We start from the raw sequence: 14,637 nt of genomic DNA, 5'->3' as shown, positions 1-14,637 counted from the left end.
CTGTAAGCTGTAAGCAAAAAAGGGAATTCTCGAATTAGTAAACAATCGTGAATTCCCTTTTTTTATTACCCATACGGATTAAAACTATCGAAAAAATTTAAGAGGCTACTTTGCGAAAGATGAAAAAGTAGAATTAATACGATATAAAAAATAATGGGGCCTTTCTTAAAATATTCCTTTTTATAAAAATAAAATCCCAAAAATAATAAAGCCAAAAGAATAGGAATAAAAGAAATGTATGGAAATGCCATGTATTTATACATTCCCAAAGGCATTAATGGATTTGGAACGGGTTTTATGAAATATTCAATTATTTTAAAACTGTGATAGCCCGTTAATCCACCAATGTAGGCTATCAAGGCCAGTAAAAGATATTTGAAAAAATCCTTGTAATTTTTAGGTGCTTTACTTTCCATTTATTTGAAAAAAGAATCGACAAATTCAAATTTATTGAAAACCTGAAGGTCTTCCATTCCTTCGCCCACGCCAATATATTTCACAGGAATTTTAAACTGATCACTTATACCAATTACAACCCCTCCTTTCGCGGTTCCATCTAGTTTGGTAACGGCAAGCGAAGTAACTTCGGTAGCAGCGGTAAACTGTTTTGCCTGTTCAAAAGCATTTTGCCCAGTAGAGCCATCCAATACTAAAAGTACGTCGTGGGGTGCATCTGGGACTACTTTTTGCATAACGCGTTTTACTTTTGTAAGCTCGTTCATTAAGTTCACTTTATTGTGAAGTCTTCCCGCAGTATCAATAATAACAACATCGGCATTTTGGTTTACGGCACTTTGCAACGTATCAAAAGCTACACTTGCGGGATCACTGCCCATACTTTGCTTTACAATAGTTACATCTGCGCGGTCAGCCCAAATTTGAAGCTGGTCAATTGCTGCAGCGCGAAAGGTATCAGCAGCTCCCAAAACTACTTTTTTACCAGCTTTTTTGAACTGATATGCCATCTTTCCAATAGTTGTGGTTTTCCCAACTCCATTCACCCCAACTACCATCACTACATATGGCTTTTTATTTTCCGGAACTTCAAACTCTGTGGCGTTACCGGAATCTACTTCGCTTAAAAGTCCCGCAATTTCCTCACGAAGAATTTGGTTCAATTCATCCGTTCCCAAATATTTATCTTTGGCAACCCGGGCTTCAATCCTGTTGATTACCTTTAAGGTTGTATTTACGCCAACATCACTGGAAACTAGTATTTCTTCCAGATTGTCCAGAACATCATCATCAACTTTACTCTTTCCCGCAACTGCCTTGCTTAGTTTGTCAAAAAAGGAAGTCTTTGTTTTTTCAAGTCCTTTATCAAGTGTTTCTTTTTTCTCTTTGGAAAATATTTTTTTGAATAAACTCATTTTTTCAGTTGTCGGTTTTCGGTTGTCAGTTGTCCCACTTTATGCTCCTTACCCTAATTCAGGGGAAGGTGGCTTTAAAATTGCTTTTCGGGCAATTTTAAAGACGGAAGGGGTGAGCAAAAATACGAAAAGCCACCTTCGCAAAAAAGTGGCTTTTTCTGAATATTTTAAGCTGGTTATTTTTTGTTTAACCAGTCATTTACCATTTCTGGAGCCATGATAGACTCAGTAAATGTATAAGCTCCTGTTTTTGGCGATTTAACCATTTTTATTGCTTTGGTTAAACGCTTTGAACCTGTTTGTAACGATGCTACTGATTTCTTTGCCATGACTTATATTATTTAATCTCTTTATGAACCGTCATTTTCTTAAGAATTGGGTTGAATTTCTTCAACTCCATTCTGTCCGGTGTATTCTTTTTGTTTTTGGTAGTGATGTAACGTGAAGTTCCGGCTTGGCCAGACTCTTTGTGCTCTGTGCACTCCAAAATTACTTGTACTCTATTTCCTTTTTTAGCCATTGTAACAGACTTTATTGATTATTGCAATTATTTAGTTAAAAAGCCTTTTTCGCGAGCTTCCTTCATAACCGCAGAAATACCTTTTTTATTGATGTCTTTTATCGCAGAAGCAGAAACACGAAGGGTTACCCACTTGTCTTCTTCTGGAATATAAAAACGCTTCTTAAGCAAATTTACATCAAACTTACGTTTGGTTTTGTTCATCGCGTGCGACACGTTATTTCCAACCATCGCTTTCTTTCCGGTAAGTTCACAAACTCTTGACATTTCCTTAACTTTTTTAAGTTATTTTAAAACAGGGTGCAAATTTAAGTAATTCTTTTGTGATGTACAACAAAAGAAAATTAGTTTTTTGAAATTTCTTTTAGAAGCATTTCGAAAGCTTTATTTATCGTCTTTTTAATAACGCGAAAACGGTCATTTCCAAAGCTGAACTTTTCTGAAACAATTCCTCTGGGCGAAGCAATAGCAATACATACCGTGCCAACTTCATCTACGGCATCGCCTTTTGTTGGGCCTGCAATTCCAGTAGTCGCAATAGCAAAATCTGTGTTGAAAAGCTTGCAACAATTCGCCGCCATGCTTTCTGCCACTTCTATACTTACCACAGTATATTCTTCTATTAAGGAAGAAGGAACCCCAAGAATATGCGTTTTTAGTTCGGTTTTATACGGAACAATACTTCCCAGGAAAAAAGATGACGCGCCTGCTTCGGAAGTAATCTGCTCGGCAATAGCGCCTCCAGAGCAGCTTTCAGCTAGACTTAAAGTCTGATTTTTTTGATTGAGAATGTGCGCAATTCTGCCAACAATACTAGTTTCGTCTTCATAACCAATGGCGATATCTGAAAGCATTTCACTTAAAACTTCCATTCTTGAATCAATATTTTCCTGTAAAACCGACTCATTATTTCCGCTAGATGACAACCTTAAACGAACTTTTCCCAAGGAAGGCAAGTATGCAAGTTTTATATTTTCCGGCAAATCGTTTTCCCAATCGGCAATTCTTTCGGCAATAGCGCTCTCTCCCAGCCCGTATGTTAAAAGTGTTTTGTGATATATAAAAGGTCGGTTGAAACGCTTTACTACTCTAGGCAAAACTTCACCTTGCAAAAGATGTTTCATTTCATAGGGAACTCCGGGAAGCGAAACAAAAACAACTTCGTCTTTTTCCATCCACATCCCGGGAGCGGTGCCGTGGAGATTATTGAGGACTGTAGCTTTTGAGGGAACCATAGCTTGCTGAAAATTTGCAGGCAACGGTTTATTTAATTGATATTTTTTGAAAAGTTGTTTTACGTTTTCAATCACGTTTTGGTCTTCTACCAAAACATCTTCAAAGAAATCACAAAAAGTCTGTTTGGTAATATCATCCTTTGTAGGGCCCAGTCCACCAGTAACAATCACAAGGTCGGCGTGTTTTTTGGCATCTTCAAAGGCTTGTAAAATGTGTGTCCGATCGTCCTGAACAGATGTAATTTGATACACCTTTACCCCTACCTTGTTAAGTTCTTTGGAAATATATGCTGAATTGGTATCAACAATTTGGCCTATGAGAATCTCATCGCCTATGGTTATAATTTCTGCAAGCATTTTTATAATTGGAAATCTTCTTTCAGCTCAACGAATACGTGATTCAATGTTGTAAGTACATTTTCCAAGTGAGGAAGAACCGCCGCCTTACTTTTGGAAGTTTTGGACCACGCTTCAATGCTGGTAATATCTTTAAGTGCATCAATCCCGAACATTTCAATATTCGGTTTCATTTTATGTGCGAATTGGTATGCCAATTCCCTGTTTTCATTCTGGATAGCCTCTTCCATGGAACGTAAATCCGGAGGAATTTCATCCAAAAATGTCTGGGCCAATATTTCTAAAAAATCTTGATCGCCATCTGCGATTTCACTAAGATTTTCCTTTGCATAATACTTTGTCATTCTACTTTACTTTTATGGAAAACATTTCGCTTTCACCTATAAATCCCGTCAAAACATCATTGGCCTCAACTTTGCCAACACCTGCGGGAGTTCCGGTAAAGATAATGTCTCCTATTTTTAGTGTAAAATATTTTGAAATATATTCGATTAAAGCATCTATTTTCCACATCATCAGCATAGAATTGCCTTTTTGGACTATTTTTTCATTGCGTTTTAAGCTAAATTCTATATTATTTATATCTGAAAATTTTTCTTTTTTTATGAAATTTCCAATTACCGCGGCTCCGTCAAATGCTTTTGCTTTTTCCCACGGCAAGCCTTTTTCCTTTAATTCAGCTTGTAAATCTCTTGCGGTGAAGTCTATTCCCAAACCAATTTCGTCATAATATTTATGGGCGAATTTTTGATCGATATGTTTCCCGATTTTATTGATTCGGACCAACAATTCTACTTCGTGATGCACATCATTTGAAAACTCTGGAATAAAGAACGGCTGCTTCTTTAACAATATTGCGGTGTCCGGTTTTAAAAAGATAATTGGCTCTGAAGGTTTGTTGTTATCCAGTTCTTTAATATGGTCTGCGTAATTGCGGCCAATACAGATTATTTTCATTTTACTTTTAAAGTTTTGTGTTTAACTTTTGAAGACGGATTCGCGTCAAAACCTTTTTTGTGTACAGCGGGAAATCCGCATTTAGCAACCACCCGAAATAGCCGGAATCCTTTTCCATAATTTCTGTTACCAAACTGCCTTTGTATTTTCCGAAGGAAAAAACCTCAACACCTTCTTCGTTATAACTTATAAATCCTGCAAAATCTGCGTGATCCCTATGCGAACTGAAATCTGCCAGAAAGTTTATATCATTTTCAAGTTCACCGTATTTATCAAGCTGCGCTTTTAAAACTTCATAGGTCGCGTTTGTATCTGCGGCAGCGCTGTGGGCATCTTTTAAATCTTTATCGCAATAAAATTTATAGGCTGCTTCCAAGGTTCGCTTTTCCATTTTGTGAAAAATAGTTTGCACATCAACGGACATTGCTTTTTTCATATCAAAATCCACTTCTGCACGAAGCAATTCCTCGGCCAATAACGGAATGTCAAAACGATTTGAATTAAATCCGCCCAAGTCACTATCTTTTATCAACGTGTAAACTTTGGGAGCCAATTCCTTAAAAGTTGGCTCGTCGGCAACCATTTCATCAGTAATTCCATGAATTGCAGAAGACTCTGCCGGAATAGGCATCTCAGGATTTACGCGCCAAGTGTGGCTTTCCTTATTTCCGTTTGGGAATACTTTTAAGATTGCTATTTCAACAATTCTGTCCGTCGCTACATTAATTCCCGTGGTTTCAAGATCGAAGAAACAGATTGGTTTTTTTAAATTAAGTTCCATTGTTTTGTTTTGTTGTGCAAAGATACTTTTTATTGAAGTTTTGAAGGAAGATAAAAGAAAAAGAAGCTGTATAAAAAGTAATTTGGAGTCAGTTCGAGCGCAGTCGAGAACACTATGTTTCAGACTTACAATTAGGTCTCGACTGCGCTCGACCTGACAAATCGAAGGGATTTTACTTTTTAAACAACCTCTTTAGGTTATAATAGGTGTGAATTTAAATTTCTCTATTTAAATCCCAAGCTTCCAAATAATCAGCAACCCGTTTTACGAATTGTCCGCCCAAAGCACCGTTTACCACTCTGTGGTCGTAACTGTGCGAAAGGAACATTTTATGGCGAATCCCGATGAAATCTCCTTCCGGAGTTTCAATTACAGCAGGCACTTTGCGGATAGCTCCCAAAGCTAAAATACCCACTTGCGGCTGATTGATTATTGGAGTTCCCATAATACTACCGAAGGTTCCAACATTAGTAACGGTATAGGTTCCACCTTGAATTTCGTCTGGTTTCAATTTATTTTCACGGGCACGACCAGCAAGATCATTTACCGCTTTGCTCATTCCAACCAAATTCAATCTATCTGCATTTTTGATTACAGGAACTATTAAATTTCCATCCGGAAGCGCAGCAGCCATTCCCAAGTTTATATTTTTACGCTTAATGATGTTATTGCCATCAACAGCAATATTCATCATTGGGAAATCCTTTAAAGCTTTCGCTACGGCTTCCATAAATATTGGGGTAAAAGTCAAATTCTCGCCTTCGCGTTTTGCAAAAGCATTTTTCACTTTATTTCTCCAGTTCCAAACGTTGGTAACATCACACTCCACAAAAGACTGGACGTGGGCGGAAGTTTGCGTGCTCTCAACCATATGGTGCGCAATAAGTTTGCCCATTCTGGTCATTTCAATAATTTCATCTTCCCCACTAACCGAAACAGGAGTTTTTGGTTTTGCGGGTTCAGAAGTTTGTGCTTTCGCAGTTTCAGGATTTTTGGCTTCAACTACTGTTTGTGGTTGGGCTTGCTGTGGCTGTGCTTTTACTGAAGAACGGTTTTCAACATAATCCAAAATATCGTTTTTGGTCACGCGGCCATCTTTTCCGGTACCAGAAATTGCATCAAGTTCTGCCTGTGAAATATTTTCGGCTGCAGCTATATTTTTAACCAAAGGCGAATAAAAACGATCGCCGTTATTTTCAATTGGAGCCTGAGTAGCTTGTTTGGCAGTTTCAACTTGTTTTTCAACTTCCTTTACAATCTCGGCGGAAGGAGCGTTTTCAGTAACAGCTTTTTCACTTCCGTTGCTTTCGCCAGCGGTTTCAATTATGGCAATTGTTTGCCCTACCTGTACCACATCATCTACATTAAACAACTTTTCAACCAAAACCCCATTTACTTCACTTGGCACTTCACTGTCAACCTTATCGGTCGCAATTTCAAGTACCGCTTCATCTGCCTCAATAGTGTCTCCCACTTCTTTTAGCCAGTTGGTAAGTATTGCCTCTGCAACGCTTTCGCCCATTTTGGGTAATTTCAATTCAAATTTTGCCATAATATAATTTCAATGTCGAATTTGGTGTGCACAAAAGTGCTTGTTTTAAAAACCTTGCAAAATTAGTTAAAAATTGTTCGTTTTGGGTTTCAAATTTCTTAAAAAACAACCACACCACCCTTTTCGTCGCTTTGGTCGCTCCCTATTATAAAATTGCAGCCGGGCGGGCGTATCCTAAAAATATTGCCGTTGCCCTTTAATTGCTGCATCAGTTTGAAGATTTCTTTATAGGAAATATATTCCGCATCAAAAACCAACAGACTGTTTTTCAACATTATCTGTGGATGCATATTTTTTGAAACCATTTGAAAAACCGTCGCTGTAGTTGCAGAAATTGTTTCAAGCAGCTCAATATTCTCCGTAAAAAAATAGTTTCTTTCAAGTTTTGGAACTGGCTTTGTTTTCTTTTCAGAAGAAATTTTCCGGGCTTTTTTTGCCAAAGCAACTCCAGCCGAAACAGAACTTTCCAACAGAAAATTTTTATTGAAATGTTTTCTGTAAAAAATTTGCATTGCGCCGTAAAATCGTTCAAAATAAGCATCGTCTTTTTTGGTGCTTTCCCCTTTGTAGTGCAAAACCGTAGTGCTTCCCAAATAATGGTTTTTATAACCAGCTTTGGTTATTTTATAGGAAAGATCGATGTCTTCGCCATACATAAAATAATCTTCATCAAAACCGCCAACTTCATTATAAATATTTCTTTTTAATAGCATAAAAGCGCCAACCAAAACCTCAACTTCCCCTACAGAAGTTTCTGAAATATGGGTTGAGTAATATTTTTTTGCAAAGCCGGTGAGCTTCATCAACGAAACTTTCGGGGTGGGAAGATTCCGCTTGCTTTCGGGCAAAAAGTTTCCGGTGCCGTCCATTAAGTAAACACCCAATGCCCCAATGTTTTCAATACTTTCTGAATATTCAATTGCAAGTCTAAAAGTGTCTTCCGAAACTGCCGTATCTGGGTTCAAAATACAAACATATTCGCCTTTTGCTACGGCGACGGCTTGATTGTTTGCCTTGCTGAAACCTACGTTTTCCTTATTTTCAATTAAAACAACATTCGGAAAAAGCGTTTTGACCATTGCGCAGCTATCGTCTTTGCTATCATTATCAATCACAATAATTTCCGCATCCCAGTTTTCTATTGCTTTTTGGACAGAATGGATACACTGCTCCAAAAAATAGAGAACATTATAGTTTAGTATAACAACGGAGAGTTTCAAAGATTAGGTGCTTTTTAGTGAAGTTTCAAACGGTATGCGGTGCAAAATACTTCTTCCCAAGGTAACCTCATCTGCATATTCCAGTTCGTCCCCCACAGAAATACCGCGGGCGATGGTAGTAGTGGTTATATTGTATGGCTCAATTTGTTTATAAATATAAAAATTTGTGGTATCGCCTTCCATTGTTGAGCTTAGCGCAAAAATAAGTTCACGGATATTTCCTTCCTTTACCTTTTCAACCAAAGATGGAATGGTCAAATCGCCGGGGCCAATGCCGTCCATTGGCGAAATTTTTCCGCCTAAAACGTGGTAATGGCCGCGATACTGACTGGTATTTTCAATAGCCATTACATCGCGAATATCTTCAACCACGCAGACCAATTGTTCATCGCGGCGCGGATTGGCGCAGATTTCACAAAGTTTTGAATCGCTAATGTTATGGCAGTTTGCACAAAAGTTTATTTCGTCGCGCATTTTAACCAAAGTAGCGGCTAATTTTTGTGATTGTTCCTTGGGTTGTTTCAATAAATGAAGCACTAAACGCAAAGCGGTACGCTTTCCAATTCCGGGGAGTTGGGACATTTCGTTTACTGCATTTTCAAGAAGTTTTGAAGAAAATTCCATAGCCTAATTCCTGTGGGCAAGTTAAAAAAAATGCTTCAGAAAAAAGATTTTTCCTGAAGCATTCCAATAAATAAAAAGGTTCTTAGTTTATAAGCAGTTTTTTTGTTGCGCTTCCTTCTTCCGTATTAAGACGAACAAAATATGTTCCAGCGGAAAGAGATGAAACGTCAACCGTATGCTTGTTCGCTATTAATGCATCGGCTTCATAAATAAGTAGTTTTCCTGTGATATCAAAAACTCTCACTTCGGCTTTCAATGTTTTTGGTAATGCGATCGTAAACTCTGAAGTTGCAGGGTTTGGGTATATAGCAATACTGTTTTCGGAAATTCTATCTTCCACTCCTGCTGTACCTTCTACTAAAGGAGAAACCCAAAGACCTCTTCCATAGGTTCCTGCATAAAGCATGTTTGTTACGTTGTTGATTTCCAATTCATTTATATACACATTTGGCAATAAGTTACTGTATGGTTGCCAATCTGTGAACGTGTTGTCTATATAATAGATTCCATAATCCATTCCCAAATAAAGTCCATCTTCACCATTATTATCCCAAACTACTGCAAATGCGCTAAAATTTGGAAGGTTCTTTTTATAATCTATCCACGTATCTCCACCATCCTCAGAAACAACTACACGACTATTGCCGTTAATTGCAAGTGCAATTTTGTTAGGGTTTGTTGGATGAATGGCAATTGAATTTACTGTACCTCCTGGGAATGTTTTTTGTACCCAATCTGTGGCACCAGCATCCTCTGTTTTATATAGGAATGGACCTCTCGAAACATACATTACCTGATTGTTTGATGGAGAGATTTTCAAATTATTTAAATTGCTTAAAAAATCTTGTGAAATGCTCGTCCAACTACCTCCATTGGTTGTTGATTTGTAAACACGGTTATAGCCCACATAAATTACATTAGTAGTAACAGGATCCTGTTCAAAAGGTGTTACCCAGTTTCCAGAACCATTTCCGGGTTCGTTAAGACCAGTATACGAATTTCCGCCATTTCCACTTCTATACATTTGACCATTTTGGCTAGTTCCGTAAAACAAATTGATGTTGTCCTTATCAATAAAAGATTCCATACCATCTGCTCCCAACCAGTCTTTCCATCCTGTTGCTGCTTTATAAAATGACGTTCCGTTATCTTGCGATCCACCAGAAACAATTACATCTGCTGTTTGGGAAATACCTATTTTGTAAAATTGACGAATTCCCAATCCGGTGGTCAGATCTTCGTAATAATTTGCGTTTACCGTACCTGTATTTTCAGCTTTATAAATTCCCCCATCTGTTATTGCAAACAAAGTGGTTCCATAAAATTGAAGGTCGTCAACATCAGAATGGCAATAGCCAATGTTCTGTGAAGCGGCGTTTCCAGGAATCCAGTCAGAAGTACAAGTAAAGTTAACACCTCCGTTTGTTGACCTCCAAGTAAGCAAACCAGCAATATGAACCTCGTCTACATTATTTGGATTTACGGCAATACCCATATCACGTGGCGCTTGACCATTATTGTCGTTTCCGCTAGTGCTATAACCGAAAAAGTTAAGACTTCCGTGGTTTAATTTTGTAAAACTGCCACCACTATTGCTTGAAGTATAAAAACCGCCAAATCTATTATTTAAAGCTTCCAAAACATAAACCACATTGGGATCATCTGCCGAAACGCCAATCATTTTGGCTCCAGACGAAAAGCCACCTATAGTAGTAAACGTAGCTCCTCCATCAGTAGATTTGTGAAAACCACTTCCTGAAGCATATACCACTGAAAGATCTCCCGGTTTAAATTCAATATCATAACCTCTATTGTCAGACACAGGTTGAGACCAATTAACCCCTCCATCTGTAGATCTATATATTCCAACATTTTCCGCAGTTGCGAACATCATATTGGTATTTGAAGGGTTAATCAATATTTTATTTACGATACTATTTCCTATAGTTCCCAATAAATTCCAAGTTGCTCCCGCATCAGTTGATTTAAATATCATTCCACTTGTAGAACCAAAAAAGTATGTATCAGAATTTGTTGGATCTATTGCTACAGAATAAACTGAAAGGTTTGAAAAATAGTCACTCAAAGGTGTCCATGTTTGGCCGCCGTCTGTGGTTCTCCAAACTCCACCTGTATTGGCTCCAATAATCATATGGTTTATATCACCTTCATCAATGGCTAAACCAGTAATTCTTCCAACTCCAGGATTCCATCCAGAAGTAGCGTTCCACTCCACAGGCCCCAATTCTTGCCAGTTATCCGGAAGCACTGCTCTATTTGCTGCAGTGTTATTTAAGTATGCGTTCCAATGTTCCAGTTCATTCAAACGCTCTTGTGTGGTTGGAAGGTAACCGTTTTCCTTTACCATACGCAGGGCATTGTATTCCCATCTTTTAAACTGTTTGTAACCAGTTCCACGGCCTTTGTCTCTATTTGCAAAATAGGATTCCGCACTGTCAATAATATCCTGTACCTTATACGTACCGGCATCGATCATTTGTAGATATTCTTGCGCCTGACTGGCAAAAGAACCAAGAAATAATGTAAAAAGAAGTAATAGTTTAAAACGCATCTTATTAAATTTTAGGAAGTTATGTATTTATTAATTCAAGAATTCCAAAAGTATTAAAAATAAAAATGGTGTGGTAAACAAACTTTGTATTTTTACCAAAAAAAATAACCTAAACCATTGAAGTCTTAATTTTTATGCAACCCTTACACATACTCCTTTTAATTGTTGGCTATTTTTTGATACTGATTTTAGTTTCCTTTTTAACCAACAGAGGCGGAAGCAATGCCGATTTTTTTAAAGCCGGAAAACAATCACCTTGGTATTTGGTTGCATTCGGAATGATTGGCGCTTCTTTGAGCGGGGTAACTTTCATCTCTGTTCCTGGTTGGGTAGAAGCTTCAAAATTTAGTTATTTTCAAGTTGTATTAGGCTATATTGTGGGGTATGCGGTTATTGGCACGGTATTACTTCCGCTTTATTACAGGCTGAATCTAACTTCAATTTACACCTATTTGGAAGGTCGTTTTGGAAAGTATTCCTATAAAACCGGCGCTTCCTTCTTTCTTTTATCACGTGTTGTGGGCGCTAGTTTTCGGCTGTATTTAGTGGCAGTTGTGCTGCAGAGTTTGATTTTTGACGCAATTAACATTCCTTTTTGGGTAACCGTTACGATTACTATTTTGCTGATTTGGCTTTACACTTTCAAAAGCGGAATAAAAACAATTGTTTGGACAGATACACTACAAACCCTCTTTATGTTAGTAGCCGTTGGGGTTTCCGTGTATTATGTTTCCACAGATTTAGGGCTTTCAGGAAGCAAACTTTTTACTTTTATTGCTGATAGCGATATGAGTCAGGTTTTCTTTTTTGATGATTGGAAATCAAGTGACTTTTTCATAAAACAATTTTTAAGCGGTGCTTTTATAGCAATTGTAATGACAGGACTTGATCAAGATATGATGCAAAAAAACTTGACATGTCGAAATCTAAAAGATGCCCAGAAAAATATGTTTTGGTTTACCATTGTACTAACGATTGTAAACTTCGTGTTTTTGGTTCTGGGATTATTGTTGACAGTGTACGCATCTCAAAACGGAATAGACGCCCACAAAGACCAACTTTACCCAACACTTGCAATGATGAATGAATTCGGGATTGGCGTTGCTGTATTATTTATATTAGGTTTGATTGCCGCAGCTTATAGTAGTGCAGATAGTGCATTAACTGCGTTGACTACTTCTTTCAGCATTGATATACTTGAAATTGAAAAAAAATATGACGAAGCGAAACAAGTGCGCGTTCGTAAACTAATTCATATTTTGGTTTCCTTAGTATTGATTGCGGTAATCATGATTTTCAAATATATAATCGCAGATGATTCCGTGATTGCAAAACTTTTTGTATTTGCTGGTTATACCTATGGGCCGCTGCTTGGTTTATATGCTTATGGGCTTTTCACACAATGGAATGTGAAGGATAAATTCGTACCAATGGTTGCTATTTTAACTCCTTTTTTTGGATATGGAATTAGTTATCTTACCAACGAATACTTAAACTTTGAATTCGGGTTTTTCATATTGATATTGAACGGCGCGCTTACCTTTTTAGGACTAGTATTGATTCGTTCCCAAAAGAACTAAAGTACAGGCAACTTCTGTTTCAATATTGTTTTTTCGAAGTAATTCATAAAACTCGGGATTTTCAGTTCCGGGATTGAAAATGACGCGTTTCGGTTTTAACGAAATTATATAATCATAATACTCCTCCTGTCTTTTAGGATTCAAATAAAGCGTTACCGTATCAATATTTTTGAAGTTTTCTTTTTCAGTAGAAATTGCAACTCCGGCAACAATTCCCTCTTTTAAACCAACAGCCTTTACGGTGTGTCCATAATTCACCAATCTATTGATTGCAAGATTTGAATAACGGCTGGGGTTTAGACTAGCGCCAAGAACCAATGTATTTTTCATTATTGTGTTTTTCTGAAAATTACAATACTCTTTTTCAACAATTCATAAATGTTCGTTAAAATGAAATTGTCAATGAAACATTCCGAAACTTTGGACGTCTATATAGTAGTTAGAATTTATTCTTTACTGCGAAAATTTTTACGTTGATGGTTAGTGTTAATAATAGCGGTAAAGATCCAAACCCGAAGTTTATGCTTCGGGTTTGTTTTTTTAGGCTCGCCATGTTATTGTTCTGTTAAATAATGTGTTGAGGTGAAACTATCACGGAAGTTTTTTCGTCTATATAATAAATACCTAAAACTTCATTTTTATAATTTATTTGAATTAGCCTTTTAACGAATTATACCTTTTTTAGGTAAATAAAAGCCTCTCAAACTTTTGAGAGGCTTTTCTAATTTTCAATTTTATTATAATTACCATCTAATAATAGCGCTTCCCCAAGTAAAACCACTTCCGAAGGCAGCCAAAACCACTAAATCGCCTTCCTTAATCTTGCCTTCTTCCCACGCTTCGGTCAATGCAATTGGAATGGACGCCGCAGTGGTGTTTCCGTATTTTTGGATGTTATTAAAGACTTGGTCATCAGTCAATTTCAATTTGTGCTGTATAAACTGCGAAATACGAAGATTGGCCTGATGCGGAATCAACATATCAATATCTTTTACGTTCAGATTATTGGCCTGCAAGCCTTCCTCTATTACTTCAGAAAAACGTACAATGGCATGTTTAAAAACAAACTGTCCATTCATATAAGGATAATACGGAATGTCCTCTTGGTTGTTTTCGGCAATAATCTCAGGCACCCAATGTGCGGTACTCGGGCCTTTTAGTGAAAGTTCGTTTTTATGCTGGCCCTCACTGTGAAGATGCGTGGAGAGAATACCTCCTTTACCTGTTTCATTTCTTGAAACTACGGCAGCACCAGCGCCATCGCCAAAAATAACCGAAACACTTCTACCTCTATCTGAAAAATCCAATCCGCCACTATGGTTTTCGCTGCCAATAACCAATATGTTTTTATACATACCTGTTTTAATGAATTGATCTGCCACAGAAAGTGCATAAACAAAACCCGTACACTGGTTGCGAACATCCAAAGCTGGAATAGTGCGCATTCCCATCATTTCCTGCACTTCTACCCCGCAGCCCGGAAAATACATATCTGGGCTTAGCGTAGCAAAAACAATCATATCAATATCATTGGGAACAAGCTTGGCGCGTTCCAAAGCAACGGTTGAGGCCTTAACCGCCATAACCGATGTAGAATTACCATCACCCTTTTTTATATGCCTTCTTTCTTTAATGCCAGTGCGCTCCTGAATCCAAGCATCGTTCGTATCCATCAATTTTGAGAGATCATCATTTGTAACCACATTTTCGGGTACGTAATAACCCAAACCAGTAATTTTTGAAGTGTACATCTATGTATGTTTTAAATCAAGCGGAAAGATAAGTATCTGCTGTATTTCAAGGAAACAAATTGCACTTTATATAGTATGCATGCATAGTAAAAAAAGAGGGGCTGTCATCTAAAACAAA

16 protein-coding genes are annotated in these 14,637 nt (G+C 37.5%); 1 reads left to right on the top strand and 15 read right to left on the bottom strand.

The genetic code is table 11. The features are described 5' to 3' along the window. Window positions 1-65 precede the first annotated feature (65 nt). The 13 genes from A7A78_RS02810 to A7A78_RS02750 all read right to left on the bottom strand — a co-directional run bounded on the left by A7A78_RS02810 (window position 66) and on the right by A7A78_RS02750 (window position 11,188). A complete protein-coding gene (locus tag A7A78_RS02810; protein ID WP_068760929.1) occupies window positions 66-416 on the bottom strand; it encodes a hypothetical protein in 351 nt (116 codons plus the stop codon). Next, window positions 417-1,370, bottom strand: coding sequence for a signal recognition particle-docking protein FtsY (gene ftsY, locus A7A78_RS02805; protein ID WP_068760928.1), 954 nt, complete (start codon window positions 1,368-1,370; stop codon window positions 417-419). It abuts the gene before it with no gap. A 176-nt stretch (window positions 1,371-1,546) separates the two neighbouring features. Then, the gene (locus tag A7A78_RS14845) at window positions 1,547-1,699 is read right to left on the bottom strand and encodes a DUF4295 domain-containing protein (protein ID WP_094746013.1); all 153 of its coding nucleotides are present in this window, start codon (window positions 1,697-1,699) and stop codon (window positions 1,547-1,549) included. A gap of 8 nt (window positions 1,700-1,707) precedes the next feature. Next, a complete protein-coding gene (gene rpmG, locus A7A78_RS02795; RefSeq protein WP_014782808.1) occupies window positions 1,708-1,890 on the bottom strand; it encodes a 50S ribosomal protein L33 in 183 nt (60 codons plus the stop codon). A 27-nt stretch (window positions 1,891-1,917) separates the two neighbouring features. Next, complete coding sequence (rpmB, locus tag A7A78_RS02790; protein ID WP_014782807.1) at window positions 1,918-2,157, bottom strand: 50S ribosomal protein L28; 240 nt, start codon at window positions 2,155-2,157, stop codon at window positions 1,918-1,920. 77 nt (window positions 2,158-2,234) lie between these two features. After that, on the bottom strand, window positions 2,235-3,482 hold the full coding sequence (locus tag A7A78_RS02785; protein ID WP_068760926.1) for a competence/damage-inducible protein A: 1,248 nt from the start codon (window positions 3,480-3,482) through the stop codon (window positions 2,235-2,237). A gap of 2 nt (window positions 3,483-3,484) precedes the next feature. After that, the gene (locus A7A78_RS02780) at window positions 3,485-3,826 is read right to left on the bottom strand and encodes an Hpt domain-containing protein (RefSeq protein WP_068760925.1); all 342 of its coding nucleotides are present in this window, start codon (window positions 3,824-3,826) and stop codon (window positions 3,485-3,487) included. A gap of 1 nt (window position 3,827) precedes the next feature. Continuing rightward, window positions 3,828-4,439, bottom strand: a complete 612-nt coding sequence (locus A7A78_RS02775; RefSeq protein ID WP_068760924.1) for a fumarylacetoacetate hydrolase family protein — start codon at window positions 4,437-4,439, stop codon at window positions 3,828-3,830. A 7-nt stretch (window positions 4,440-4,446) separates the two neighbouring features. Beyond that, window positions 4,447-5,220, bottom strand: coding sequence for a 3'-5' exonuclease (locus tag A7A78_RS02770; protein WP_068760923.1), 774 nt, complete (start codon window positions 5,218-5,220; stop codon window positions 4,447-4,449). A 214-nt stretch (window positions 5,221-5,434) separates the two neighbouring features. Then, the gene (locus tag A7A78_RS02765; RefSeq protein WP_068760922.1) at window positions 5,435-6,772 is read right to left on the bottom strand and encodes a dihydrolipoamide acetyltransferase family protein; all 1,338 of its coding nucleotides are present in this window, start codon (window positions 6,770-6,772) and stop codon (window positions 5,435-5,437) included. A 98-nt stretch (window positions 6,773-6,870) separates the two neighbouring features. After that, window positions 6,871-7,992 (bottom strand): glycosyltransferase family 2 protein, encoded by a 1,122-nt coding sequence (locus tag A7A78_RS02760; RefSeq protein ID WP_068760921.1) that lies wholly within the window; start codon window positions 7,990-7,992, stop codon window positions 6,871-6,873. Window positions 7,993-7,995: 3 nt separating this feature from the next. Beyond that, entirely contained in the window at window positions 7,996-8,616 is a 621-nt protein-coding gene (gene recR, locus A7A78_RS02755; protein WP_068760920.1) for a recombination mediator RecR, read from the bottom strand. An 82-nt stretch (window positions 8,617-8,698) separates the two neighbouring features. Beyond that, entirely contained in the window at window positions 8,699-11,188 is a 2,490-nt protein-coding gene (locus tag A7A78_RS02750; protein ID WP_094746012.1) for a T9SS type A sorting domain-containing protein, read from the bottom strand. Between the two features lie 134 nt (window positions 11,189-11,322). On the opposite strand from A7A78_RS02750, the gene A7A78_RS02745 reads away from it, so the two are divergent. After that, window positions 11,323-12,768, top strand: coding sequence for a sodium:solute symporter (locus A7A78_RS02745; protein ID WP_068760918.1), 1,446 nt, complete (start codon window positions 11,323-11,325; stop codon window positions 12,766-12,768). Here the strand turns inward: A7A78_RS02745 and A7A78_RS02740 are convergent. Both A7A78_RS02740 and A7A78_RS02735 read right to left on the bottom strand, forming a co-directional pair. After that, window positions 12,739-13,098 (bottom strand): CoA-binding protein, encoded by a 360-nt coding sequence (locus A7A78_RS02740; protein WP_068760917.1) that lies wholly within the window; start codon window positions 13,096-13,098, stop codon window positions 12,739-12,741. The two genes, A7A78_RS02745 and A7A78_RS02740, sit on opposite strands and share 30 nt — an antisense overlap. A gap of 413 nt (window positions 13,099-13,511) precedes the next feature. Continuing rightward, window positions 13,512-14,519, bottom strand: a complete 1,008-nt coding sequence (locus A7A78_RS02735; RefSeq protein ID WP_068760916.1) for a 3-oxoacyl-ACP synthase III family protein — start codon at window positions 14,517-14,519, stop codon at window positions 13,512-13,514. Window positions 14,520-14,637: the final 118 nt, after the last annotated feature.

This window comes from Aequorivita soesokkakensis, from assembly GCF_001641085.1.
GTDB lineage: Bacteria > Bacteroidota > Bacteroidia > Flavobacteriales > Flavobacteriaceae > Aequorivita > Aequorivita soesokkakensis.
Note: the sequence above shows the minus strand (reverse complement) of the source record. Positions and strands in the feature narration are given on the sequence as shown.

Excerpts from the sequence above, each read along its gene's own strand:
- rpmB (WP_014782807.1), bottom strand. The coding sequence starts at position 2,157 with ATGTCAAGAGTTTGTGAACTTACCGGAAAGAAAGCGATGGTTGGAAAT.
- A7A78_RS02740 (WP_068760917.1), bottom strand. The coding sequence starts at position 13,098 with ATGAAAAATACATTGGTTCTTGGCGCTAGTCTAAACCCCAGCCGTTAT.
- A7A78_RS02765 (WP_068760922.1), bottom strand. The coding sequence starts at position 6,772 with ATGGCAAAATTTGAATTGAAATTACCCAAAATGGGCGAAAGCGTTGCA.
- A7A78_RS02775 (WP_068760924.1), bottom strand. The coding sequence starts at position 4,439 with ATGAAAATAATCTGTATTGGCCGCAATTACGCAGACCATATTAAAGAA.
- A7A78_RS02735 (WP_068760916.1), bottom strand. The coding sequence starts at position 14,519 with ATGTACACTTCAAAAATTACTGGTTTGGGTTATTACGTACCCGAAAAT.
- A7A78_RS02780 (WP_068760925.1), bottom strand. The coding sequence starts at position 3,826 with ATGACAAAGTATTATGCAAAGGAAAATCTTAGTGAAATCGCAGATGGC.
- A7A78_RS02810 (WP_068760929.1), bottom strand. The coding sequence starts at position 416 with ATGGAAAGTAAAGCACCTAAAAATTACAAGGATTTTTTCAAATATCTT.
- A7A78_RS02770 (WP_068760923.1), bottom strand. The coding sequence starts at position 5,220 with ATGGAACTTAATTTAAAAAAACCAATCTGTTTCTTCGATCTTGAAACC.
- rpmG (WP_014782808.1), bottom strand. The coding sequence starts at position 1,890 with ATGGCTAAAAAAGGAAATAGAGTACAAGTAATTTTGGAGTGCACAGAG.
- A7A78_RS02745 (WP_068760918.1), top strand. The coding sequence starts at position 11,323 with ATGCAACCCTTACACATACTCCTTTTAATTGTTGGCTATTTTTTGATA.
- A7A78_RS02785 (WP_068760926.1), bottom strand. The coding sequence starts at position 3,482 with ATGCTTGCAGAAATTATAACCATAGGCGATGAGATTCTCATAGGCCAA.
- ftsY (WP_068760928.1), bottom strand. The coding sequence starts at position 1,370 with ATGAGTTTATTCAAAAAAATATTTTCCAAAGAGAAAAAAGAAACACTT.
- recR (WP_068760920.1), bottom strand. The coding sequence starts at position 8,616 with ATGGAATTTTCTTCAAAACTTCTTGAAAATGCAGTAAACGAAATGTCC.
- A7A78_RS14845 (WP_094746013.1), bottom strand. The coding sequence starts at position 1,699 with ATGGCAAAGAAATCAGTAGCATCGTTACAAACAGGTTCAAAGCGTTTA.
- A7A78_RS02750 (WP_094746012.1), bottom strand. The coding sequence starts at position 11,188 with ATGCGTTTTAAACTATTACTTCTTTTTACATTATTTCTTGGTTCTTTT.